We start from the raw sequence: 23,304 nt of genomic DNA on the forward strand, positions 1-23,304 counted from the left end.
CAACGATCAAAAAACGTACGAATATGGTTCGCCGGGGCCATCTTTCAAAACGGGTTCTCCTGAATGGCCCCGCCAGCTGGTCGTATCCGGGCAATTGACAATCAACGCCGGCACGGCCCCTGACAGGGCCAGTTTTCAGTTTATTACGGCAGCGGCTATTCGCTCCGCATTGCTTTAAAAGCGTTCATCAGGCCGTTGGTCGAGCTGTCGTGCGTCGTAACTTCGGCATCGTCCTGCAATTCGGGCAGAATCCGGCTCGCGAGTTGTTTTCCCAATTCAACACCCCACTGGTCGAAGCTGAAAATATCCCAGATTACCCCCTGCGTGAAGATCTTGTGTTCGTACAGTGCGATCAGGCTGCCCAGCGTACGAGGGGTCAGCTTCTTGAACAGGATTGAGTTCGTTGGCCGGTTACCCGAGAACATTTTGAAGGGAGCCAGCGCCTGAATCTCGTCTTCGCTCTTGCCCGATTTACGTAGTTCCTCGGCCGCTTCGTCTTCGGTTTTACCGTTCATCAGCGCTTCGGTCTGGGCGAAATAGTTCGCCATCAGAATTTTGTGGTGTTCGCCAATGGGCCGCTGGCTGATGGCCGGTGCCAGAAAATCGCAGGGGATCAGTTTCGTACCCTGGTGAATAAGCTGGTAGAAAGCGTGCTGGCCGTTCGTGCCGGGTTCCCCCCAGATGATTGGCCCTGTCTGGTAATCGACGGGGTTACCGTCGCGGTCAACGGATTTGCCGTTGCTTTCCATGTCGCCCTGCTGGAAGTAGGCCGCAAAGCGGTGCATGTACTGGTCATAAGGCAGGATAGCTTCGGTCTGGGCATTAAAAAAATTATTGTACCAGATACCTACCAACGCCAGCATGACCGGTAAATTTTGCTCGATGGGCGTATCGCGGAAGTGCTGGTCCATGGCGTGGCCCCCTTCCAGCAATTCTTCAAACTTATCGAAACCGATGTACAGCGCGATCGATAGACCAATAGCCGACCAGAGCGAGTAGCGACCGCCCACCCAGTCCCAGAAACCAAACATATTGTCGGCATCAATCCCGAATTTCTCCACGTCTTTTTTATTGGTCGACAGGGCCGCAAAGTGTTTGGCGATAGCCGCTTCATCTTTGGCCGTATCGAGGAACCACTGCCGCGCCGACTGGGCGTTGGTCATGGTTTCCTGCGTCGTGAAAGTTTTGGACGCAATCAGGAACAGGGTCGTTTCGGGTTTAACCTTTTGCAAGGTTTCGTAGATATGAACGCCATCAACGTTCGAAACAAAATGTACTCGCAGTTTTTTATCGTCGGCATACGGCTTCAGGGCTTCGGTCACCATGACCGGACCCAGGTCCGAACCACCAATCCCGATATTCACGACATCGGTGATGGCTTCGCCGGTATAGCCTTTCCACTCACCCGAGCGAATCCGCTCCGTGAAGCGTTTCATGCGGCCAAGTACCTCGTTTACGTCGGGCATTACGTCGGCCCCGTCCACCCGAATCGGCGTGTTCGAGCGGTTACGGAGTGCTACGTGCAAAACGGCCCGGTCCTCGGTCCGGTTAATTTTGTCACCCGAGAACATTTTACCGATGGCGTCGGTCAGCCCCGCCTGTTCGGCCAGTTGCAGTAGCAGTGACAAGGTTTCGTCAGTAATTCGGTTTTTGGAAAAGTCCAGCAGAATATCCTCAAACTGACGGGTAAACCGGGGAAACCGGCCTGGATCTTCGGCAAACAGATCGCGCAGGTGGCGATCGCTGATGGTTTCGTAATGGGCTTTCAGCTCAGAATAAGCCGGCAAATCGGTAAATCGGTGGTTAGCAAGCATGCCTGGTTATTGGTTAGTTATCGATCCTGTTGAGTCTGGGCGCGAATATCGCCAATCCATCCCAATGTTTTTTTCCTCTAATTTTACGGCCTTATTACGCTTTCCCAATAAAGCGTCTGTTTTGCGTTACTACCGCGGCCGATGAATCAAAAACTTTTTTATACGTTACTTCTTGCCGTTGTCGGCGCGCTGTTTTTCATTCCGTTTCTGGGGGGGGTTCGTCTGTTCGACTGGGACGAGATTAATTTTGCGGAGTGTTCGCGGGAAATGGTCATCCTGCGCGATTACCTGCGCGTTCACATTGATTTCAAGCCTTTTTACGAAAAGCCGCCTTTCTTTTTCTGGTGTCAGGCGCTGATGATGAATCTGTTCGGGGTCAGCGAGTTTTCGGCCCGGCTGCCCAACGCCATCTGCGGGATTATTACGCTGGGATATCTGTACCATCTGGGAGAAAAACTCCACGGGCACCGCTTTGGTTTGGTCTGGGCGCTGGCGTATCTGGGTTCAGTCACGCCACATCTGTATTTCCGATCCGGCATTATCGACCCCTTTTTCAACCTGTTTATTTTTATCGGGCTGGTCAATGTGATCTTTGCGTCGTGGAAACGCGAGCGGATGAGCAGCAACCTGCTGATTTCAAAACCAACCTGGCTGTATCTGCTCCTTGGGGGCCTGATGCTGGGGCTGGGCATCCTGACCAAAGGACCCGTAGCGTTCCTGATCGTTTGTCTGGTGCTGCTGGTCTACTGGCTGCTAAGCCACTTTCGCTGGTTCATTACGCCCCTGCAGTTTCTAGGCTTTTCGCTGGCGGCTGCCGCTGCTCCCCTGGCCTGGGGCGGTCTGGAGACGTACCTGCACGGGCCCACGTTCATTCAGGAATTTATTACGTATAGCATCCGGCTGTTCAGTACGCCCGACGCGGGCCATGGTGGATTTCCGGGCTATCACTTTATTATCCTGCTGGTAGGTTGTTTTCCAGCATCGATTTTTGCGATGCGGGCTTTCGGGTCGCTGTTCATCGAGCGGAATTACCAGCGTGAATTTCAGCGGTGGATGCTGATTCTATTCTGGGTCGTGCTAGTTCTCTTCAGTATCGTGCAGTCCAAGATTGTACACTATTCATCGCTCTGCTATTTCCCCGTCACCTACCTTGCCACGCTGACGATTATGCAGTTGGAGTACCGGCGGATTGCGTTCAATGGCTGGCTCGTAGCGGGCCTGCTCGTCATTGGTGGGCTGTTTGTGGCGGCTACCATCGGCCTGCCCATCCTGGCGCAGCACATGGACGTCGTGAAATCGTTCGCCGACAAAGATGCCTTTACGCAGGCCAACCTGGACGCGAAGGTTAACTGGACGGGCTGGGAAGTCTTACCGGGCGTATGGCTGCTCATGGTGCTGTTACTCAGCATTTACCTGTTCCGCAGCTACGACACCGAGCGGGGCACGTTTGTGCTGTTCGGCGGCATGGCCGTTTTCATTACGCTCACGCTCTGGTTTTTTATTGGTCGTATCGAAGCTATTTCGCAGGGGGCGGCCATGCGGTTCTTCGAGCGAGCACAGGGGCAGGACGTGTACGTGAAAGCATATGGCTACCGGAGTTACGGGCCGTTCTTCTATACGCATAAGCCCCCCGTTACGAACCCAAATTACTACGACGATAACTGGCTTCAGCGCGGCCCCATCGATAAAGACGTCCTGTTTATCAAGAAAAACACGGAGCAAACGGAACTTGATACGTTGCCCAATACCCGCAAAATCGGCGAAGAGAACGGTTTTATCTTCTACCGCCGATCGGCCCGGCAATAGGAATCAAAACTGTTGACAGGTCCCGACAGTTTAGCCGGTATGACAACTGTTTACACCATCAACTCCCGTTTTGTCGGGTCGACCCGATACGCCTTCGGACTGGGTCTGTTTGTTTCATTGCTGGCGAGTACCAGCGCCTGTACGTCGACAAAGTCTGCTGGAGTACAAAAGCGGATGCAGCTGGCCGTGGGTGATATCAAGGAAATAACCGTTCCCCGGCGCGGTGATTCGTCACTGCAATTGATTGGCACGTCCGATAATCAGGAGGTGGTTGACGTGTCTCGTCGGGAGCTGGCCCCCGCTGTTGATACGTTGCAACGGCAACCTGCTGGCCCCACCGTTTTTCAGCTCAAAGGCATCACAGCCGGAACAGCCAACGTTACGTTCTCAGAGAAACGTCCCGACGAAGCAGGGAACGGCAAAACGATCCGAACCTATATCGTACGGGTTACGGCTAACTAAATTTCACTGGCGGCACGGGGTGTCGGCCCTCCCACCGTTATGAAAACGATTCTGATTGTTGAAGATGACCGCCGGATTGCCCAGAACATCAGCCGGGGCCTGCGCGAAGAAGGTTACGCGACCGACGTGATTTATGAGGGCATCAATGGCCGCCAGCGGGCGCTGCAACCCGATATCGACCTTATTATTCTCGACATCAACCTGCCGGGGCTAAGTGGTTTCGAGGTGTGCCGAAGCGTGCGGGCCGAACGTCCCCAGGTGCCGATCATCATGCTGACGGCACTGGGCGAGATCGAAGACAAAGTAGAAGGGCTGGAACTTGGTGCCGACGATTACCTGGTTAAACCATTCGATTTCCGGGAGCTGATTGCCCGGGTGGCTACCTGTTTCCGGCGAGTAGGCACCCAGGTCGACTCAATACCGGACGACATCGGGCAGGTAGCCAACCTGACGGTCAATTTTTCGACCAAAGAAGTTAAGCGGGACCAGTCAACCATCGACCTGACGGCCAAGGAATTTGCCCTGCTTGAATACCTGATTCGTCGGCGCGGGCGGGTTGCCTCCAAAGCCGATCTGGCCGAGAGTGTCTGGGGACTGAATTTCGATCCCGGCACCAACGTCGTGGAGGTGTATATCAACTACCTCCGCAAAAAAATTGACCGCGACTTCGAGCCTAAACTTATACACACCCGCCCCGGAATGGGGTATGTATTGAAAGAGGAGTAAGGAGAAATAAAAAGGAGGAAGGGGAGGATGGAGGAAAGGGAAAAAAGGTGCCGTATTTCCATCCTTCTTTCCTTCCCTTACTCCCTCTCTTCCCTCTCCTCCTTCCTCCTTTTCCTCTCTCCCCTTCCCCATGACCATCCGTAACCGCATCGCGCTTCAGTTTTCGATCATTGTGGCTTCCATTCTGGTGGTGTTCTCGTTGCTGATCTATTTTGTGTCATCAACGTACCGCCGGGAGGAGTTTTATGAGCGATTGAAAAGCAAGGCCCGCACGACAGTACGGTTTCTGGTGGAGGTGAAAGAGGTGGACCGGAATCTGCTCAAGATCATTGACCGGAATACCCTGACGGCCCTCCTGGACGAGAAAGTACTGGTGTTTAACAATCGCAATCAGCTCATATACAGCAGCGTCGACGATCAGGTTATTCACTTCAACCCGTCGCTTCTGAACGAAGTCCGTCAGTTGAAAGAGGTCGAAACCTTCAGCGGCAACAACGAGCTGGTCGGCCTGTTGTATCAGCAGCGGGGTGTCGATCTGGTTGTACTGGCATCGGCCAATGACGCTTTCGGCAAAAGCAAGCTCAACAACCTGCGCATCACGTTGGGATGGGGGCTGCTGGGCGGCATCAGCCTCACGATTGGACTGGGAATTTTCTTTGCCGGGCAGTCACTGCGTCCCATCAGTCAGCTTAATCAGGAAATTTCAACCATTACCGATCAGAATCTGCAGAAGCGACTCGACGAAGGAAACCGGCAGGACGAAATTGCCAAACTGGCCATCAATTTCAACCACGTCCTGCAACGCCTGCAATTCGCTTTCGAACAACAGCGCAGCTTCGTCTCGCACGCGTCGCACGAACTCCGAACGCCCCTGGCTGCGCTTAAGTCCGAGATCCAGCTGGGCCTGCGCCGACCCCTGACGGTGCCCGAGCACGAGGAAGTGCTGATCAATCTATCGTCGGATACAGACCGGCTCATTAACCTGACGAATAGCCTGTTGTTTCTGGCCCGGACGCTGGAGTCCATCAACCAGGTTCCGTTCAAACCCGTCCGCGTTGATGACCTGGTTTTTGTGGCCAAAGACGAGTTACTCAGCGCCAAACCGACGTACCAGATTAGTATCGATTTCGACAACATCCCGGACTCGGATACGGAAACCGTCGTAACGGGCAGCGAAGAATTGCTGAAACAGGTGCTGATCAACCTCTTCGACAACGCCTGTAAGTATTCGGATAATCAGACGGCCCAGGTACGTATCAGCACAGACAACAACGCCTGCCGCGTGTCGGTCAATGATCAGGGCATCGGTATTTCAGACGACGACCAACAGCGTATTTTTGAGCCTTTTTACCGGGCTTCCAATGCCAGAGATCGCTACGGGTTCGGGATCGGGTTATCCGTTTCGGCCCGTATCATTAACCTTCATCATGGCAGGCTTACCGTCGATAGCCAGCTCAATGAGGGCAGTACGTTTACTATTACGCTGCCCCACGTGTAGCGCTTCCAACGGGCGTCTGTTGCCTTTACCTGTCCCAGACAAGGCTTCGCCAGGCAGGCCAAGGCTCTTCCTGTTGCAATTAGTTTTACACGTTGAGAATCAGTAGAACGGGTGTACGTAAGTTTATCTGTTTACGGGTTTACATAACCTTTGGGTCGGCTTTCTGCGTTTACATAGCTAATACTTTTGTTTGTAGGCTTATGCTACGTCAACGTTTTTTTATCAACTGTTTACTATTTGTCTTACTCCTGCCAGCCGTCACGTCGTTGCAGGCCCAGGACTCCACCAACATACTGTCACCCGAAGCCAGACAGAGTATTCCCGATACCCTGCTGTTTAAAATTCAGAAAGCCCAGTCAGTCATTACCGAGGTTAAAGCAGCTGGCCGAAGGGGGTACGGCGTAGCCCGCATCCGCGCCGGGCTGGCCGATGTAAAAACCAACATAAATCCCATTCAGAATGATGTCAAGCTGCACAAAGAGAATATCGACTCAAAAAGTCTGGCCAACTACCGGCTTATTCTGGACGATGCGCAGGTTAAACTAACAACCTGGCGAACGGCACTTTCTAAATCAAACAATACCCTGCAAAGCCAGCTCGATCAGTTGCTGGCCCTGAGCAGCGATTCATTGCTGGTAATCGCGGGTACCGATACAACCCAGAAGAAGCTGTATCGCAATCAGCTCGTCAGCCTGAAATTGCAGTTGCAGGAGTCCGGCACGCGTACCTCCGCTCAACTGGATACCGTCAGTCAACTACTGGCCGACGTGTCTGGAACATCATTACGGGTTAACGACCTGCTGACGACCCTGAATGAACAGTTGCAGCAGTCAGCGGTTAATGTTCTCCAGCAGGAAGCGCCCTTTCTGTGGAACGCCCCTTTATCGATAGACGCTGATAACCAGCAGGCCATTATCCGGTCAACGTACCAGGGCCAGCAGAAAATACTAAGCTATTTCCTCGCGTCAACCTGGGACGACCGGTTTCTGCTTTACCTGCTGACGATTGGCTTTTTCGCCTGGGTCTTTACCAATTTCAGAAAGGCAAATGACCTGTCGAATGGTCATGAAATAGACACGCTTCGGCTGAAAAACCTCCGCCCTGTTCCGGTCGTTTCTTCGCTGATTGTCCTGCTGAATTTGATTCCGCTGTTCGAACCCAGTTCACCGTCGTTCTACATCGAGCTGACGCAATTCGTGCTGCTGGTAGTTCTGACCGTTCATTTGTGGAAGCGACTGCCTGAACTCGACTTACGGCTGTGGCTGGTCAACGGCGCTTTATACATTCTGTTGATTCTGACCAACACGCTGCTCAGTGAATCACTTCTGCTACGGTTCTGGCTGATTTTATTGAACGTAGCCTTTTTGTATATCGGGTATATCTACGCCCGACATCTGCATTTCAGCTCGGTCAGCGTACGTATCATCCGCCCGGTCACAAAGCTTTATTTTGCGCTGCACGGTCTGGCCATTCTGTTGAATATAATTGGCCGGATCAGTCTGGCAAAAACGTTCAGTATCACGGCCGTTGTCGCGCTGGTGCAGATAACCGGCCTGGCCGTCTTTATTGAGATCATCCTGGAAGCGCTTGATTTACAGATTCAGATCAGTGCCTGCTCCAAAGGGTTTTTCTCGCGGGTCAACGTCAGCCACACGCGTCGATCGGTCAAAAAAGCCCTGATCTTCCTGGCCATTGGCGTATGGCTGCTGGTGTTCTTTATCAACCTGGGCATCGACGACGATGTGTTCAGATTCTTTGGCGATATCCTTAGTAAACCGCGTACGTTCGGCAGCTTCGCTTTCAGTCTGAGCAACATTCTGTCGTTTTCTATCATCATCTACCTGGCGAGTCTGCTCCAGAAGAACATCGGCCTGTTCTTTGGCGAGAGTCAGCTTCCACCCGCCGATGGTCAGGTCGATCAGGTCAGTTCGGTACTGGCTTTGATCCGGCTGGTTATTATTGTGGGGGGTGTCCTGCTGGCTGTCGTGGCCTCCGGTATTTCAATCGATAAGTTCACCGTAGTACTAGGAGCGCTCAGCGTAGGAATCGGGTTGGGGATGCAGGCTATCGTTTCCAATTTCGTATCAGGCGTCATCCTGATTTTCGAGCGACCGTTCCGCATTGGTGACTACATCGAACTGGCTGACAAGAAAGGCCGCATTCTGGATATTGGCATTCGGTCGAGTAAGATGCTTACCGGGCAGGGCTCGGAAGTAATTATTCCCAACGGCGATCTGCTGTCGAACCGGCTGGTCAACTGGTCGTCGCGGGGTACGTATCTGAAGACCGAATTTGCCCTGAAAGTGGCCAGCGACACCAATATGGATGACCTACGGACAGTTATTCAGGAGGAAGCCGGCCAGCTTGGCGAATCGATGCAAACCCCGGATATCATCGTCTCGAATATCAGTGCTGACGCAATCGAACTGAAGGTGATCATCTGGATCAATAGCATTTCCAGCGAAGCCAGCCTGAAGAGTGAGCTCTTGCAACGGCTGGTGAGTCGGTTCAAGGAAGCGGGTATCAAACTACTTTGACCAGCTGATCTCAGTATAAAGCAAACAGGGCGCCCACTACGTAGTGGGCGCCCTGTTTTGGTTAGATGTACTAAACGTATTAGAAAATACCGATGTAGTGGTTACCAGCTTTGTTAACCAGTTTAGCGCCTTTGGTCACCCCACCGGTTTGTCGGTTGATCACGTAAATATTACCGTCTTTTCCAACCGGAGTGAGGGCGATATACACGTCGTCACCACTCACCAGAATACCCTGATACTGACCGAAATCAAGACCCTCTTCGTAAGGCAGCTCTACTCGGGTGGCGGTTCTTGCGTTCAGGTCCAGACGAGCGACGTAACCCTGGGTTGATCCATCCTGCGTATAGAGCGCGTAGGCAATGCCGTTACCCGCATATTTCCAGCAATCGACGTAGACATTTTTCGCGCCCAGAGCCGCATCCAGGCTGAACACACAAGCCAAATCCACCAGCTTGTAAATCCCCCACAAGATCAGTCCAGAACATGAAGAGGTATCAATCTATACGCTTGCCCCTTACTACATGTTATTTCCCCCACGCGACTTTTTTCTAAGCTTTTTCTAAGCTTTTTCTAATACCGTCCTAACCTGTTCTTAAGCACCCTTTAATACGCAGGGTAGACCTTTGTGCTGTGTTAGTTTCAAGTATGCGGCTTCTAGTCTTTTTTATCTTTTTTATTTCCAGTCAACTTGCCTGGGCGCAACAACCTGTAGCGACGGACCTACTGCATTCGAGCGCGAATGGGCAGGATTCGCTGCGGCTGACGCTGCGACAGGCAGATAGTCTATTCCTGAAAAATAACCTGCTGCTGCTGGCCGAACGGTTTCGGCTCGATGCCAGTCAGGCGCAGATTATTCAGGCTGGACTGTACGATAACCCAACCGTTACGGTTGAGTTGAGTGCCTATAACGCCGAAAAACGACGCGTACTGGACGCTGGTCGCCAGGGTCAGAAGTTTGTTGCCATTGAGCAGTTGCTTTACACGGCTGGTAAACGGAATAAACGGGTTGCCCTGGCTTCTGAAGCCGCCCGCCTGACGGGTTATGAACTGCTTGATCTGCTTCGGGGCTTACGCTTTGAATTACGCAGTCGCTTCTACTCGGTTTATTTTCAGGAGTTAACGTTGGCTCGTTTTGATCAGCAGCTGGCTACGTTGCAGACTACCGTTACCGCCTACGAGCGTCAGTACGAACGGAACAATGTATCGCTGCGGGAACTGCTCCGCCTGAAAGCGCTGCTGTTCCAACTGGGCAATGACCGGACCGAAATTCTGTTTCAGCTGGCCGACGATCAGCGGTCATTACGTACGCTGCTGACGATCGACCAGCCCCTACGCCCGGTGGTTCGTAACGCGGCCCTCCCCCGCTACCGGATCCCAACCCAGTCGGAGGACAGTCTACAACAGCTTGCGTTGCAGAACCGGCCCGACCTCCTGGCTGCGGGATCACTAACTAAACAGGCCGAATTGAACTATAACCTGCAGCGAGCGCTGGCCGTACCAGACGTTCGGGTCGGTGGTAATTACGACCAGGCCAGCAACTACATCAACAATTACGTCGGCTTGTCTGTCTCGACGGATCTGCCGGTGTTCAACCGAAACCAGGGGGCAATTAAGGCCGCCAAGAGCCAGATTGGTTACCAGACTCAACTACAGCGGCAGAAAACCATTCAGGTAGCCAACGAAGTCGCGACGTCCATCCAGAAAGTGCAGGAGGTAGAACGACGGGTACAGTCGGTCGAGACGCGATTTACGGAGCAATTCGACCAGTTAAACCAGGGGGTTATCATTAGTTTTCAGAAGGGAAATCTGACCTTGCTCGAATTTGTGGATCTGATCGAAGCCTATAACGACAGTGTCCGTCAACTGAACCGGCTCCGGGCCGACCGCGTGAGCGCGTACGAAGAATTGAATTACCTCCTGGGCACCGATTTATTCCAATAAAAACATGAAAGCCAACCCAATAGCTGTTTTATTTTTTACCAGTTGCGTAGCTGGGCTGGTCTCTTCCTGTCACTCGAAGGTGGCCCAGGAAGACGTAAAAGCCTTTATGCTCTCCGATACAATGATGCATCGCATCAAGCTTGAGAACGTAACGACGCAGCCCGTCCGCAGTGAACTTACGCTGGTCGGTCGGGTTGTAGCCGACGAGAATCAGGTCATTAAAGTGTTCCCGCTGGTTGGTGGTAACGTCGAAAAAGTAAACGTTGAGCTGGGCGATTACGTCAAGAAAGGCCAGGCACTGGCGTCGATCCGGTCGGGTGAAGTAGCCGACATTGAGCGGCAGGGCGTGCAGGCGCGGGCTAATCTCCAGCTGGTGCAGAAAAACCTGCGGGTCGCCGAAGATTTGTTCGAAACCAAACTCAACTCCCAGCGCGAGGTCGTAGCGGCTCAGAAAGAGGTGGAACAGGCGCAGGCCGAAGTCAACCGGATCAAAGAGGTATCCCGCATTTACGGCATCGGCTCCTCGTCGATTTACACGGTTAAAGCCCCCATCGACGGCTACGTGATTGAAAAGAATGTCAACCGCGACATGCAGCTTCGCTCCGACAACGCCGATAACCTCTTTACGATCGGCCAGATCAGCGATGTCTGGGTGCTGGCCAACGTCAACGAAAGCGACATTGGTCGGGTACGTACCGGCATGGACGCCAGCGTGCAGACCCTGAGCTACCCCGACGACACCTTCCACGGCAAAGTCGACAAGATTTACACAGTGCTGGACCCCAATACCAAAGCCCTGACCGTCCGGATTCGCCTGAACAACAAAGGATTGAAGCTAAAACCAGAAATGCATGCAACCGTTACGCTGCGTTACGCCGACGGTGGTCAGCTGGCCACGGTTCCTGCCGGATCGCTCATCTTTGACCGGTCCAAGCAGTACGTGCTGGTGTTTCGCAACCGCTCTGACATTGAAACCCGCGAGGTCAACGTCCTCAAGTCGCTGGGCGACGTGGCCTACATCCAGCAGGGGGTTAAGCCCGGTGAGCAGGTCATTTCCAAGAATCAGCTCCTGGTTTACAACGCATTGAATAACTAACACGGGAGAAGAGAGAACGCTTCGTCGTAATGAACGGGCTGGAAGGGTGGAAGTTGCTGTCCCTATCTCTTTCGCCAACCATGTACGACGGCCGTTCTCTCTTCCCTGCTCTCTTTAACCAGTAAAAAAGGAATACGGGGAGCGGTTCGTCGTAGCGGGATAGATGAAGGGGTGGAAGTTGCTGTCCCTATACTCTTTCGTCTCTCCCGCACGACGGACCGTTCTCCTGCTTCCTTTCCTCCCCTCTTTTATGAATAAACTCATCAATAAGATTGTCGGCTTCTCGCTCAGGAACCGCTTCTTTATCTTTTTCATGACGCTGGGGCTAGTCATTGCAGGTATCGTCAGTTACCTCAATACGCCCCTTGAGGCTTTCCCCGACGTAACGAACACGCAGATTATCGTCGTGACGGAATGGAACGGTCGCTCGGCTGAAGAAGTCGAGCGGTTCGTGACGGTACCCATCGAGGTCGCCATGAACTCGGTGCAGCGGAAAACCAATGTCCGCTCCACAACCATGTTCGGCCTGTCGGTACTGAAGGTGATTTTTGACGACGGCGTCGATGACTTCTTCGCCCGGCAGCAGGTAAACAACCTCCTGCGCAACGTATCCTTACCCGAGGGGGTCGACCCGGAAGTTCAGCCGCCTTACGGCCCAACGGGCGAGATTTTTCGCTATACGCTCGAAAGCAAAGACCGCGACAGCCGCGAGCTGCTGACGCTGCAAAACTGGGTCATCGATCGGCAACTACGTAGCGTGCCGGGCGTGGCCGACGTAGTGGCCTTCGGTGGTCGCGACAAAATGTACGAGCTGCGGGTAAACCCGACGCAACTCACCAAATATGATATTACGCCCCTGGAAGTGTACCAGGCGGTTACCCGGAGTAATATCAACGTAGGGGGCGATGTTATAGAACGGAACGGTCAGGCATACGTCGTGCGTGGGGTTGGGCTGCTCACGTCCATTCAGGACATTGGCAACATCATGATCGAGATCATTGGTGGCAATCCGGTCCTGGTGAAGGACGTTGCCGACGTGACCGAGTCAAACCTGCCCCGCGTAGGACAGGTCGGACTGGGTGCCAACGATGATGTCGTGGAAGGGATCGTTGTGATGCGGAAAGGTGAAAACCCCAGTGAGGTGCTGGAGCGGGTGAAGGCAAAAATCGGCGAACTGAACGAACGGATTCTACCGTCAGATGTGAAAATGGTTACCTTCTACGACCGGGATAACCTGATCGAGTTCTGCACGCATACGGTACTGCATAACCTGACCGAAGGTATCGTCCTGGTGACGGTAATCGTCTTCCTGTTCATGACCGACTGGCGCACCACGCTGATCGTGTCCATCATCATTCCGCTGGCGCTGCTGTTTGCGTTCATGTGTCTGAAACTGCGCGGCATGTCGGCGAACCTGTTGTCGATGGGGGCCGTCGACTTCGGGATCATTATTGACGGGGCGGTCGTGATGGTCGAGGGGATATTCGTGACCCTGGACCATAAAGCCCACAAGGTGGGCATGCAGAAGTTCAACCAGCTCGCCAAGCTGGGCCTGATCCGGAAAACGGGGGGTGAACTGGGTAAGGCCGTCTTCTTCTCCAAGTTAATTATCATTACGGCCCTGCTGCCTATTTTCTCGTTCCAGAAAGTGGAAGGCAAAATGTTCTCGCCCCTGGCCTGGACACTGGGTTTTGCGCTATTGGGGGCCCTGCTCTTTACGCTGACGCTGGTGCCGGTGCTCTGCTCGATCCTGCTGAAGAAAAACGTGCGGGAGAAAAATAACCCCATCGTCAACTTCTTCGACCGTATCGTTATGGCGGGCTTCGGCTGGTGCTACCGCAACCGTCGGCTGAGTCTGGTTGCCGCCATTGGCTTCATGGGTGCTACGTTCTTCTCGTCGACGCTGCTGGGAACCGAGTTCCTGCCGCAGCTGAACGAAGGGGCACTCTGGGTCACGGCTGAACTGCCCATGAGTATGTCGCTGCCCGAAAGCGTCGATATGGCCAAAAGCATCCGGCGCGATCTGCAGACCTTCCCGGAGGTCGACCAGGTCCTGTCTCAGGTGGGCCGTTCCAACGACGGTACCGATCCCAACGGCTTCTACTTCTGTCAGTTTCAGGTTGACTTAAAGCCCAAAGACGAGTGGACGCGTAAAATCACCTCCGAGCAACTCACCGACGAGATGGACACCAAGCTGCGTAATTACGCCGGGGTGCTCTACAACTACTCCCAGCCTATCATCGACAACGTAGCAGAAGCGGTGGCGGGTTACAAAGCCAGTAATGGGATCAAGATTTTCGGGCCGGACGTGTACGAACTGGAGAAATACGCCAATCAGGCCATGGACGCCGTCAAAAACGTGGACGGTATCAAGGATCTGGGTATTATCCGGAACGTGGGTCAGCCAGAAATGAGCATCCTGCTGCACGACCACAAAATGGCGATCTATGGTGTAACGACCGCCGACGCCCAGGCTGTTATCGAGATGGCGATTGGGGGCAAAACCGCGTCGATTCTGTACGAAGGCGAACGCAAGTTTGACATTCGCGTCCGGTTCCAGCCCGAATACCGGCAGACCGACGATGATATCATGCGCCTGATGGTGCCAACGATGAACGGCGGCAAAATTCCGCTAAAGGAGATTGCCACCATTAAACAGGTAACGGGTCCGGCCTTTATCTACCGCGATCTGAACCAGCGGTTTATCGGGGTAAAATTCTCGGTACGGGGTCGTGACCTGGGTAGTACCATCGCCGAAGCGCAGCAACGGGTGAACGAGAAGCTGAAACCAGCAAAGGGGTACTCCGTCGAGTGGGTGGGTGAGTTCGAGAACCAGGTCCGGGCGACGGGTCAGCTGGGTCAGGTTGTTCCCATCAGCCTGGCAGCCATCTTCGTCATCCTGTTCATTACGTTCGGCAACGCCAAAGACGCCGGACTGGTCCTGCTGAATGTACCGTTCGCGCTCATCGGCGGGATTCTGGCACTGCATATTACGGGCATGAACTTTGGGATTTCGGCCGGGGTCGGTTTTATCGCCCTGTTCGGCATCTGCGTGCAGAACGGCGTTATCCTGGTGTCGGTCTTCAACAATAACCGGAAGGAACGAATGCCGCTGGACGAAGCCATTCGGGAAGGCGTTCGGTCGCGTATCCGGCCGGTGGTCATGACAGCCCTGATGGCAGCCATTGGCCTGTTCCCGGCCGCGATCTCTACCGGGATTGGCTCCGAAACGCAGAAACCGCTGGCGATTGTTGTGATTGGCGGTCTGATAACGGCTACGATCCTAACGCTGCTCGTTTTTCCAATCATTTACCGAATGTTCAACAAGAAACAGTCGGTGAAGGGTGGCCCCCAGCAGCCAGCTCTGGAAGTCGCTACGGCTTAGCCGCGACCGGCGGAATGAGCTAGTGATAAGGCTTAACAGTACGTAGGTACCTCAGGCAGCTCCTGCTTCCGGCCCACGTACTGTTAATTAGGTTGGTTAAGTCGAAGAGGTGCCGGTCAGTTGACCAGCACCTCTTTTTTTTACCGCTTCGGCCCTACCGAGTCATAGATCACAACCTTCTCCCAAAGCGACGAGTAGTTGTTCCGGAAATCGTCGTGGATGGGGTGTTTCTGATAAGCTTCCTCCTCGGCCGGGCTGTCGAAGAAACACAGCCACGAGAAATCGTAGGTTTTCTCGATCACCTCGCGGGTAGTGCCGGCGGGCGTACCGATATGTACCATTTTGATGTTAGGCACCTTGGCCAGCATATTCAGGCCCTCGAGCAGTTTGGCTTTATCGGCAGCATTGCCTTTGTTTTTCAGGTAGAAAAAAACGTGGTGGACAAACATCTCTTTGGGAGCTATGGTGGTTTCGGGCAGTGCGGTTCCTAAACCGGCGGCTACGCTGCCTTTTACGAACGCGCGTCTCGTTTGTTCTTTCATTCGACTGATTTGGAAATGAGTTTAGTTTTTCTTCTGGGCTGGCATTTTGGCCAGTAAGCAGACAAAAATGAGCAGGGATTCTGAGTTCGTCAAATTCGGGGATTAGTTCCTGCCTATTCGGATCGAATATTATCTAATTGTTAACATCCCGATCCATCTGTTTACGAACGCTTCATGCGGCCTACCTTTGCGAACCGTACTAAAAATAACCTGGTGATTCGTTTTCGATTGGTGGCTATTTTGTTAGCTGCTTCCTGTGTTCTTTCATTTTCCAGCGCATCGGCGCAGACATCGCTCACCCCCGCAGCCCCCTGGGGAACCTGGCTGATTGGCACCGTTCAACTACCCGGTGGACCTAAAAAATGGGGTGGCTTTGTCGAAGCTCAGGGACGTAGTAATGCCCTGGGTCGGCAGTTTTTCTACAATGAGCTTAAGGGTGGTGTCAGCTACGATCTGGATCGCAACTTCACCCTGACCGTCGCTGGTGGCCGCTACGCTACCTACGATTTCAGAGACCTCTCGACGAAGCCACTCAACACGGAACGTCGGCTATGGGAACAACTCATTGTCAACCAGTACCTAACCCGCCTGAAGTTTGAACATCGCTACCGGGTCGAGCAGCGCTGGTTTACCTTCCGCGATGGCTCGACACCCTACCGCAGCCGCATCCGCTACCGGTTAAATATGTTCGTGCCGCTCAACAACCGGACGATAACCGACCGAACCGTTTTTTTATCGGTCTACGATGAGATTTTCCTCAACCCCATCGGTCCTACCTTCGAGCGGAACCGGATTTTTGGCGGAGTTGGCTACCAGGTCGACAAGCATTGGGTAGTGCAGGCGGGCTGGGTGAACCAGACCAATTACGATGCCGCCACGTTCGAGCAGGGTGTCTTTACGCCCCGTTCGGCAACGGGTAAAAATAACGTCGTTCTGACCTTACTGTACCGGTTGAGATCGAGCTCCGGCACCGAAAAACTGCCTTCGCAGCCCGATTGATCAGTTTTTAGTTTATCATCCGTAAATACTGAACGTACTACTGGCGTATATGCAACCGTTATCCTATAATTAAGGTACATATTACAGTAGTTAAGTTTTATATGGATCATTGTATCGTCTATTTCAGTTCCTCAGTAAAGCAGTTCCAGGAAGAAGATCTGACGAATATCCTTCAGCAAAGCCGACAGAATAACAGCCAGATTGGCGTTACGGGCGTCATGCTCTACGTGCGGGGAAGTATTATTCAGGTGCTCGAAGGCGAGAAAGCAACTGTCGAATCATTGTATCAGCGGATCGAGAACGATCCGCGCCATCACAACGTCGTGCGCGTTTTCAGCCGCCCCATTTCCCAGCGCCTGTTTGCGCACTGGAACATGGGTTACGAAACCATTACTACCCGCCAGTTGGAAGAGGTCAAACGTACGGTTAACCTGGATACACCCGACGAGTCATTTTCTCCGGCTAATGACCACATCATTCTTAAAACGATCAAGGTCTTCTACGACAGCAATCGTTACAACTAACTTTAGCTACTGCCAGTAGTCGTACTGCATATAGCGGGCGGTTTCAGTAGCCTCTTCCATCCCTTGCAGTTTGCCCACTACGTACAGCGATGCATCAATACCTGCTGATATGCCGGCCGAGGTAATCACCTTGCCGTTGTCAACCCATCGTTCGGCGGGGCGTAGTTCGGTTTGGGGAGCTGCCCGGCGCATGCCGTCAACAGCCATATAATGCGTCGTGGCCGCCAAGCCGTCGAGCAGGCCTGCTTTCCCTAGAATAAAAGAGCCGGTACAAACCGACAGAACTATTTCCGTCCGTTCGGCCTGCCGCTTTACCCAGGCCAGTACCGCTGGGTTATTCATTTCGCGCCGGGAACCGTAGGGCGTCCCGTCGCTCTGAATACCTCCCCCACCCGGCACAACCAGCACATCGGCCTGGGGATGATCATCGAGTAAATAAGTTGGCGTTATGCACAGACCATTTCGGGCGTATACAGGCCCCCGTTCTGCTACTGTGATCACGCGGAAAGGCGGCTCCGAAAAGCGCGTTTGCCCTGCCTGCCTACCGGTTACGCCAAACACCTCGAACGGTCCGGCAAAGTCCAGTACTTCAACTTCGTTAAAGAGTAATATCGCGACGGTACGTGTCATGGGTTGCGGGCTCGATAGCAGCCCAAACTTAGTTATAATTTGACCTATATCGGCCTAACCAGCTCCTTTCTGATTGGTCTGGCAACTGCTTATTGATATAGTTATCCGTGTTGCTTGCAACAAAACTTCATATTAAAATAACTCTATTCAATAGTTAAAAAGTTATATTTTACACAAAATAACTCTCCTCATCACCGTAAGAATGACAAAAAATGTCCTAAACTCGAACAAAGTTGTCCTATACAGAAAGGTGCGTGCTCTTAGTAAATCCTAGTTTTGTGCCATGCACTAGCGGCCTTCCGCTTTCTTTACACACCCCCTTATTTATAATTCGCAAGGCCCGGCACATTACGTACCGGGCCTTTTTTATTGACGTCATCCAATTCACATTTCATCCTGAATTATTTACCAAAACGGTATATTTTTGGGAGCCATTGCAACGGTTTCCCCCAAAAAGAAATCTATATAAGTAAGTAACTGTCGGTGTTCTGCTTATACCACCATCGACCATATCCACCTCCTGATGTTTACCGCACCCATGAAATATCAAGTTAGTTTAATGAGTTGGCCCCCGGGCATTGTTCAGGGCATCAAACAGATCGTAATTCCTTACCGGGCGGGAGTCGATTGTCTGACTGCCCGTCGGCAATATGCCGAAGCAAACGGGTTCACCTTCCTGGCCGAACGCTCTGACGGATTGATTGCCCTCTACTGGAACGAGGCTAACCGGCTGGTCCGGCTGGCGATTGAGCCGATTTAGTTACTCCATCACGTATTGGTTTATCCGGATTGTTGGCCAACGCCGACCCGGATTCCATTTGTCTTTCCAGCACAGCCGGCTTTCTGCCTGACAACTCAATACCGTTTCAGCAATTTGACCAGTTTCCGGCTGATGAGGGCATACCCCTTGTCGGAGGGGTGCAGCCCGTCGTAGGTTTTTGCGATGGCGCCAACCGGATAGGGATACGCATCGGCTTTGGGATCAAACGGGATGTCGATAAATGCCGGGTATGGGTAGTCGCGATACGCACCCGTCTGCGGATCTTTCAGCCGTTTATAGTTCACGAGTTTCTTCATCTCCAGACCGGACGTGTGGTAGAGGTCCAGCACATCGAGGTGCTCATATTGGCCGATGGAATCAATGGCGACGGCAAACGACTCCAGGGTCTGGCCGTTTTTGGGCTTATATGAACCGAAAGCGTTATTCTGAAAATTAAACAGGTACACAAAATCCACCCGTTGCATGGGCGTTATCAGCAGAATCCGGGCCTGCGGGTTGAGTGCCCGAAGTTTGTCGATGATGATCCGGAATGAGCCGTACACGGTGTTGTTGCCGGTCTTCTGCGCATAGTCCGCAAAACGGCCCAGCGGTCGCCCGGCCCACCAGTCGTTCGTGCCAAGAAAAATTGAATAAATATCCGCTTTAACGAGCCCCAGCGTATCGATCTGCCGGGCAATCCGACCGGCGGTCCAGCCATTGTGGCCCTGGTTGACGTAGTGAAGGCTGGGTAACTTCTCTGCTACCCGGGTCATGTAGCCTTTCGTAATCCGATGGTCGGTTTCGTCCGGGTGGTCGTTCAGGTACGTAATGGAATCTCCGATAGCTACCCAGGTGCGGACCGGAGGTCTGGTCGCCCCAGACAAAAAAATCAGCACGATCAGAAAAAATCCGTTTCTGGCGTAACGCATACCTGCAGTAAATTATCGACGTAATCTTGACTTGTTGACAGGGAGGAAAAGAGGGCAATTTTCTATGTATCAAAGTCTCCGTTAAATCAGCGGATCTAACGGTTGCTACTCCCTGATTTTTCCTTTTCTCGTATAGAATGGTACGTTCTGCCCCGATCTACTTCATTTCCCGCTGCCCCTTTTTCTTTTCACTTTCTGCTGTTCGGTCAATCAACCAGATCTGAACCGTTTCGGTAACCCCGAAGGAAGGCACCAACCTGTCGGCCTCTGGGTTGCCCGGCAAGCCGACGGTTACGCTAAACGGGCAGGAATTTCTCTGGTTACCTCCAGCACGTCTCTTGCGCTTCAGGGTGCTGTTCACTCCCTTGTCGGGAGCGGTTCGCTGGTCAGCTTTGGCTGTTTGTACAGGTGAAAAATACCATAGATAGCCCCCGCCACCGCCAGCAGCACAACAATTAACCACTCATGCTGGCGCAAATCTTCTACCAGCGTTTCAATAAGCTGCGCGATGCTGTTCCCGGCAACAACAATAATGGCCGTCCACAGCAGCGCGCCAACAGCGTTTAGTACCGTAAAGCGCAAAACCGGGTAGTGAACCATCCCAACGGTTAGCGGGATAATGGTTCGAAGACCAAACAGGAAGCGAAAGCCAACAACCAGACCAGCCCCGTAGCGATGCAGTAATTGCTGAACCCGATTGATACGGGGCTCCCATTTTGGACGCCGGGCCAATACCCGCGGACCGTACCGATGGCCGGCATGAAACAGGGCCTGTACCATCAGGAACGTAGCCAGCGCCCCAATGGCAATGATACCCGTCTGATTCAGGTAGCCCCGGTGCGCCAGATAAGCCGCCAGAATCAGGAACGTCTCTCCCTCCAGCAGAACGCCTACAAACAGGAGGGGATAGCCATACGTAATTAATAGTGACTCAACAGACATAGTCGCATGAAGGCTGGTAGCTATCAGCAATAACCTGACTTACCGCGTTGATGTTAGAATCGATTGGCTTCTGCTACAGTACCGCCACAATAAACAGACGGGGAAAAGGCAGCAGAACAGTTCCGTCAGCAAGAGCCGGGTAGGCCAGCGCGATTTCCTGCTGATACTGTTCCAGGAAAGCATGCTGTTCCTCTTGAGAAAGCGGGTCCAGATAGGGGCGCAGGCCCGTTCCTTTAAACCATTCCACTACTGCGGCCGCTCCGCCCGCCAGTGGATGGTAATACGTCGTTCGCCAGATGTCCAGTTCGCTGACCCTGTCGACCAGCAGCTTGTAGTACCAATCGGCTCCCTTACGTTCCAGGCGATGTTTTGCCGGGGCCAGCTTCTCCGCCCACGCTCCTCTGTCCGCAATTTCCCGCATGAGCCGGTGTGCAGGTTCATCGGCATTGTCCGGCATCTGCACCGCCAGGCTCCCGCCCGGCGTCAGTTGCTGGAGCAGGCGGGGAAAAAGCGACTCATGGTCGGGCACCCACTGCAGGGCAGCATTGGCAAAAATGAGATCGAAAGGGCCATTGCCCGTCCAGGTACCAATATTGGCTACGTCAAACTGAACCGTAGGCAGGCGTTTACGCGCGGCATCGATCATGTCGGGCGAGCTATCCATGCCGGAAACGGCGGCCTCCGGGAAGCGGTTGCGCAGCAGTTCCGTTGAGTTACCCGGTCCACAGCCGATGTCGACCGCCGTACATACGTTCCCCGCCGGAATCCGGCCCAGTAAATCGTGTATAGGGCGGTTCCGTTCCGTTTCAAACTTGCGGTACTGCCCGGCAGACCAACTCATAGCGATCAAAATTTTACGTAGTGTCTACTCGATAACCCGAATAGGCATAAAATGTGTGGAGCTGTAATTGACAAGGCAAAGACGCCCCTGATCATTGGCGGCTTCATTGGCGCGGGTCCGGCAGCCGTATTTAAACGAGTAAATCTGCGCGACTGCCTTTTTGTAAAATGACACTGCTTTAACGAAAAACCGAGCTAAAACCCGGCTGATTTCGCGGATTTATGTAACTATTCAGGCATTTAATCTTTCGATAATGCCATTATTTGTAACCGTTTACGAGAAAAATCGCTTCAGAAACATGATAAAGGCTTGATTTTTGCCTAAACTATATCGATCAAGTTAGTAGTCTATCCTTGGACATCTTTTTGACCGATATGCGTGAACCAGCAAACCAGTCAACATACGAAAATGAAGTGTATTTCGTTGCCCGGCTCATTCTGCGCGACGATGCCTATCGTAATTGCCAGCCCTCTCCCAGATGGACGGAACTAAGTGAAGAAACGCAGGCGGCCTATCTGCTTCTGGCTCGCCAGCGAATTGATACCTGGAACGCAGCAACACCTGTCAGGCGCTGACACTTCCGTTACCCGTCATTTTCCTCACTGGCCGCTCCACAACCGCCGGTTAGGATGAAGGCAGCTTTGCCAGTATTCGACAATTAATCTTATCTGTCGCTGTAACGCTTCGTAGGTCGTAGCTTTTTGGTAAAAGCCCTGCACCGACTCTCTGTACGCTTCCTCAACGGAATATTCGCTGGCGGTGGTCGTCAAGAAGACGAACGGAATTGACTTCTTACGCAGGTAGTCGCTGGCATTCACTTTCCGACGTAACTCCAGCCCGTTCAGCAGCGGCATATTGATATCACAGAGAATCAGGAATGGCCGCTCCTGGGTAGCTAGCAAAAAGTCCAGTGCCTGCTGGCCGTCGGTAAGCGATATAATCTGATTGGGAAGAGCCAGTTGCGTTAAGGCCTGACGGATTAGATATTGATCGTCGTCATCGTCGTCAATGCAGAGAATAGGACCGTTCAGTGACATTGTTGAAAAAGAGATTTGATTAATTAACAAAATTAATCACCTGACCATTCAACACCAAAGCAGATCGGCCGTCAAACCGCTTAAGCCATATAGGCCAGCATACGCCCCACGGTCTGCCTGGTTGCATCTACGGTTGCGGCTTTCACCAGAAAATCGACGGCCCCTTCGTCGATCATCGTCTCCCGGTCGCCGGGTGCTTCGCTCCCCGAATGAATAACCATAGGCACCGCTTCGCACCCTACCTGCCGGCGAAGCGTAGCCTGCCAATGGGGCTCGTTTTCGTCCACCATCAAATCAAACACGAATAAATGAATGGGTTGCTGTTCCCAGATGTGAGAGCCCAGAAACGCATCAGCTGATTCGAACCAGTTCAATTTAACCTCAGGTGCATATTGCTGAAAGGCTATCTGAAGCAGCATGAAGTCTTCTTCGTCATCATCAATCATTACGATATGTTTTGTCTCCACGATACTAGTTGGTAAGCAGTATAACTAGATAACGTTTATAGACTTTAAATGCTTTTTTAATAGCCCGAATTTCAATTTCCCGGCGGCTCTGTCTTCAAGCGCCCGCCCGCTTTGGTTTGGTTAAACCTGCTTATTCCCTCGCTTGAGCCGTGTTTTAGCGCTTATCAATCTTAAGCCACCTGAAAGCAAACAAACAGAATTATTTCTTACGTAGTCTGATACCGCAGCAAGCAATAAGACTCATCGGAAGTTTATGTTCCCCCCTTCGTAAACTTGTTAGCAGCGAAGCGGTTTAAACTATCAGTTGGCAGGCAAACCGCCGGGAACATTCAGCAGTAGCCGTTTCAGCCAGTCTTTTTTGGTAGATC

At 52.7% G+C, this 23,304-nt stretch carries 21 protein-coding genes; 12 read left to right on the top strand and 9 right to left on the bottom strand.

Annotated features, from left to right (window positions below; all coding sequences use genetic code 11):
• Positions 1-155 precede the first annotated feature (155 nt).
• A complete protein-coding gene (gene pgi / locus HU175_RS17765) occupies positions 156-1,814 on the bottom strand; it encodes a glucose-6-phosphate isomerase (RefSeq protein WP_176567862.1) in 1,659 nt (552 codons plus the stop codon).
• Between the two features lie 141 nt (positions 1,815-1,955).
• On the opposite strand from pgi, the gene HU175_RS17770 reads away from it, so the two are divergent.
• From HU175_RS17770 to HU175_RS17790, 5 genes are all read left to right on the top strand, one after another.
• Positions 1,956-3,620, top strand: a complete 1,665-nt coding sequence (locus tag HU175_RS17770; protein ID WP_176567863.1) for an ArnT family glycosyltransferase — start codon at positions 1,956-1,958, stop codon at positions 3,618-3,620.
• Between the two features lie 39 nt (positions 3,621-3,659).
• Positions 3,660-4,082 carry a hypothetical protein gene (locus HU175_RS17775; protein ID WP_228724196.1) on the top strand — a complete coding sequence of 141 codons (423 nt, stop codon included), beginning with the start codon at positions 3,660-3,662 and terminating at the stop codon, positions 4,080-4,082.
• Positions 4,083-4,121: 39 nt separating this feature from the next.
• Positions 4,122-4,808: a response regulator transcription factor gene (locus HU175_RS17780; RefSeq protein ID WP_176567864.1), complete on the top strand. Its 687-nt coding sequence runs from the start codon at positions 4,122-4,124 to the stop codon at positions 4,806-4,808.
• A gap of 130 nt (positions 4,809-4,938) precedes the next feature.
• Positions 4,939-6,306, top strand: a complete 1,368-nt coding sequence (locus tag HU175_RS17785) for a sensor histidine kinase (protein ID WP_176567865.1) — start codon at positions 4,939-4,941, stop codon at positions 6,304-6,306.
• A 200-nt stretch (positions 6,307-6,506) separates the two neighbouring features.
• Entirely contained in the window at positions 6,507-8,843 is a 2,337-nt protein-coding gene (locus tag HU175_RS17790) for a mechanosensitive ion channel family protein (RefSeq protein ID WP_176567866.1), read from the top strand.
• Between the two features lie 79 nt (positions 8,844-8,922).
• Here HU175_RS17790 and HU175_RS17795 read toward each other — a convergent pair whose 3' ends face one another.
• On the bottom strand, positions 8,923-9,312 hold the full coding sequence (locus HU175_RS17795; protein WP_176567867.1) for a hypothetical protein: 390 nt from the start codon (positions 9,310-9,312) through the stop codon (positions 8,923-8,925).
• A 176-nt stretch (positions 9,313-9,488) separates the two neighbouring features.
• On the opposite strand from HU175_RS17795, the gene HU175_RS17800 reads away from it, so the two are divergent.
• The 3 genes from HU175_RS17800 (at position 9,489) to HU175_RS17810 (ending at position 15,265) form a co-directional block, all read left to right on the top strand.
• Positions 9,489-10,784 (top strand): TolC family protein, encoded by a 1,296-nt coding sequence (locus tag HU175_RS17800; protein ID WP_176567868.1) that lies wholly within the window; start codon positions 9,489-9,491, stop codon positions 10,782-10,784.
• Between the two features lie 4 nt (positions 10,785-10,788).
• Complete coding sequence (locus HU175_RS17805) at positions 10,789-11,880, top strand: efflux RND transporter periplasmic adaptor subunit (protein WP_176567869.1); 1,092 nt, start codon at positions 10,789-10,791, stop codon at positions 11,878-11,880.
• 250 nt (positions 11,881-12,130) lie between these two features.
• Entirely contained in the window at positions 12,131-15,265 is a 3,135-nt protein-coding gene (locus HU175_RS17810; protein ID WP_176567870.1) for an efflux RND transporter permease subunit, read from the top strand.
• 140 nt (positions 15,266-15,405) lie between these two features.
• Here the strand turns inward: HU175_RS17810 and HU175_RS17815 are convergent, their stop codons facing one another.
• Positions 15,406-15,807, bottom strand: coding sequence for a Dabb family protein (locus HU175_RS17815; RefSeq protein WP_176567871.1), 402 nt, complete (start codon positions 15,805-15,807; stop codon positions 15,406-15,408).
• A 174-nt stretch (positions 15,808-15,981) separates the two neighbouring features.
• On the opposite strand from HU175_RS17815, the gene HU175_RS17820 reads away from it, so the two are divergent.
• Positions 15,982-16,806 carry a DUF2490 domain-containing protein gene (locus HU175_RS17820; RefSeq protein WP_176567872.1) on the top strand — a complete coding sequence of 275 codons (825 nt, stop codon included), beginning with the start codon at positions 15,982-15,984 and terminating at the stop codon, positions 16,804-16,806.
• 101 nt (positions 16,807-16,907) lie between these two features.
• Positions 16,908-17,330 (top strand): BLUF domain-containing protein, encoded by a 423-nt coding sequence (locus tag HU175_RS17825; protein ID WP_176567873.1) that lies wholly within the window; start codon positions 16,908-16,910, stop codon positions 17,328-17,330.
• Positions 17,331-17,336: 6 nt separating this feature from the next.
• Here HU175_RS17825 and HU175_RS17830 read toward each other — a convergent pair whose 3' ends face one another.
• Positions 17,337-17,960 (bottom strand): DJ-1/PfpI family protein, encoded by a 624-nt coding sequence (locus HU175_RS17830; RefSeq protein ID WP_176567874.1) that lies wholly within the window; start codon positions 17,958-17,960, stop codon positions 17,337-17,339.
• Between the two features lie 559 nt (positions 17,961-18,519).
• Between HU175_RS17830 and HU175_RS17835 the strand changes: the two genes are divergently transcribed.
• Positions 18,520-18,720 carry a hypothetical protein gene (locus HU175_RS17835; RefSeq protein WP_176567875.1) on the top strand — a complete coding sequence of 67 codons (201 nt, stop codon included), beginning with the start codon at positions 18,520-18,522 and terminating at the stop codon, positions 18,718-18,720.
• A gap of 95 nt (positions 18,721-18,815) precedes the next feature.
• Here the strand turns inward: HU175_RS17835 and HU175_RS17840 are convergent, their stop codons facing one another.
• The 3 genes from HU175_RS17840 to tam all read right to left on the bottom strand — a co-directional run bounded on the left by HU175_RS17840 (position 18,816) and on the right by tam (position 21,432).
• The gene (locus tag HU175_RS17840) at positions 18,816-19,649 is read right to left on the bottom strand and encodes an SGNH/GDSL hydrolase family protein (RefSeq protein ID WP_176567876.1); all 834 of its coding nucleotides are present in this window, start codon (positions 19,647-19,649) and stop codon (positions 18,816-18,818) included.
• A 357-nt stretch (positions 19,650-20,006) separates the two neighbouring features.
• Positions 20,007-20,591, bottom strand: coding sequence for a DedA family protein (locus tag HU175_RS17845; RefSeq protein ID WP_176567877.1), 585 nt, complete (start codon positions 20,589-20,591; stop codon positions 20,007-20,009).
• A 73-nt stretch (positions 20,592-20,664) separates the two neighbouring features.
• The gene (gene tam, locus HU175_RS17850) at positions 20,665-21,432 is read right to left on the bottom strand and encodes a trans-aconitate 2-methyltransferase (protein WP_176567878.1); all 768 of its coding nucleotides are present in this window, start codon (positions 21,430-21,432) and stop codon (positions 20,665-20,667) included.
• A gap of 374 nt (positions 21,433-21,806) precedes the next feature.
• Here tam and HU175_RS17855 point away from each other — a divergent pair, with 374 nt between their 5' ends.
• Complete coding sequence (locus HU175_RS17855; RefSeq protein ID WP_176567879.1) at positions 21,807-22,007, top strand: hypothetical protein; 201 nt, start codon at positions 21,807-21,809, stop codon at positions 22,005-22,007.
• Between the two features lie 24 nt (positions 22,008-22,031).
• On the opposite strand, the gene HU175_RS17860 is transcribed toward HU175_RS17855, so the two are convergent.
• Entirely contained in the window at positions 22,032-22,469 is a 438-nt protein-coding gene (locus HU175_RS17860) for a response regulator (RefSeq protein ID WP_176567880.1), read from the bottom strand.
• 80 nt (positions 22,470-22,549) lie between these two features.
• Entirely contained in the window at positions 22,550-22,936 is a 387-nt protein-coding gene (locus tag HU175_RS17865; RefSeq protein WP_176567881.1) for a hypothetical protein, read from the bottom strand.
• Positions 22,937-23,304: the final 368 nt, after the last annotated feature.

The organism is Spirosoma sp. KUDC1026 (genome assembly GCF_013375035.1).
Taxonomy (GTDB): domain Bacteria; phylum Bacteroidota; class Bacteroidia; order Cytophagales; family Spirosomataceae; genus Spirosoma.

Bases quoted from the DNA above. Each gene is read 5' to 3' on its own strand.
- pgi (WP_176567862.1), bottom strand. From the start codon at position 1,814: ATGCTTGCTAACCACCGATTTACCGATTTGCCGGCTTATTCTGAGCTG.
- HU175_RS17770 (WP_176567863.1), top strand. From the start codon at position 1,956: ATGAATCAAAAACTTTTTTATACGTTACTTCTTGCCGTTGTCGGCGCG.
- HU175_RS17775 (WP_228724196.1), top strand. From the start codon at position 3,660: ATGACAACTGTTTACACCATCAACTCCCGTTTTGTCGGGTCGACCCGA.
- HU175_RS17780 (WP_176567864.1), top strand. From the start codon at position 4,122: ATGAAAACGATTCTGATTGTTGAAGATGACCGCCGGATTGCCCAGAAC.
- HU175_RS17785 (WP_176567865.1), top strand. From the start codon at position 4,939: ATGACCATCCGTAACCGCATCGCGCTTCAGTTTTCGATCATTGTGGCT.
- HU175_RS17790 (WP_176567866.1), top strand. From the start codon at position 6,507: ATGCTACGTCAACGTTTTTTTATCAACTGTTTACTATTTGTCTTACTC.
- HU175_RS17800 (WP_176567868.1), top strand. From the start codon at position 9,489: ATGCGGCTTCTAGTCTTTTTTATCTTTTTTATTTCCAGTCAACTTGCC.
- HU175_RS17805 (WP_176567869.1), top strand. From the start codon at position 10,789: ATGAAAGCCAACCCAATAGCTGTTTTATTTTTTACCAGTTGCGTAGCT.
- HU175_RS17810 (WP_176567870.1), top strand. From the start codon at position 12,131: ATGAATAAACTCATCAATAAGATTGTCGGCTTCTCGCTCAGGAACCGC.
- HU175_RS17815 (WP_176567871.1), bottom strand. From the start codon at position 15,807: ATGAAAGAACAAACGAGACGCGCGTTCGTAAAAGGCAGCGTAGCCGCC.
- HU175_RS17820 (WP_176567872.1), top strand. From the start codon at position 15,982: ATGCGGCCTACCTTTGCGAACCGTACTAAAAATAACCTGGTGATTCGT.
- HU175_RS17825 (WP_176567873.1), top strand. From the start codon at position 16,908: ATGGATCATTGTATCGTCTATTTCAGTTCCTCAGTAAAGCAGTTCCAG.
- HU175_RS17830 (WP_176567874.1), bottom strand. From the start codon at position 17,960: ATGACACGTACCGTCGCGATATTACTCTTTAACGAAGTTGAAGTACTG.
- HU175_RS17835 (WP_176567875.1), top strand. From the start codon at position 18,520: ATGAGTTGGCCCCCGGGCATTGTTCAGGGCATCAAACAGATCGTAATT.
- HU175_RS17840 (WP_176567876.1), bottom strand. From the start codon at position 19,649: ATGCGTTACGCCAGAAACGGATTTTTTCTGATCGTGCTGATTTTTTTG.
- HU175_RS17845 (WP_176567877.1), bottom strand. From the start codon at position 20,591: ATGTCTGTTGAGTCACTATTAATTACGTATGGCTATCCCCTCCTGTTT.
- tam (WP_176567878.1), bottom strand. From the start codon at position 21,432: ATGAGTTGGTCTGCCGGGCAGTACCGCAAGTTTGAAACGGAACGGAAC.
- HU175_RS17855 (WP_176567879.1), top strand. From the start codon at position 21,807: ATGCGTGAACCAGCAAACCAGTCAACATACGAAAATGAAGTGTATTTC.
- HU175_RS17860 (WP_176567880.1), bottom strand. From the start codon at position 22,469: ATGTCACTGAACGGTCCTATTCTCTGCATTGACGACGATGACGACGAT.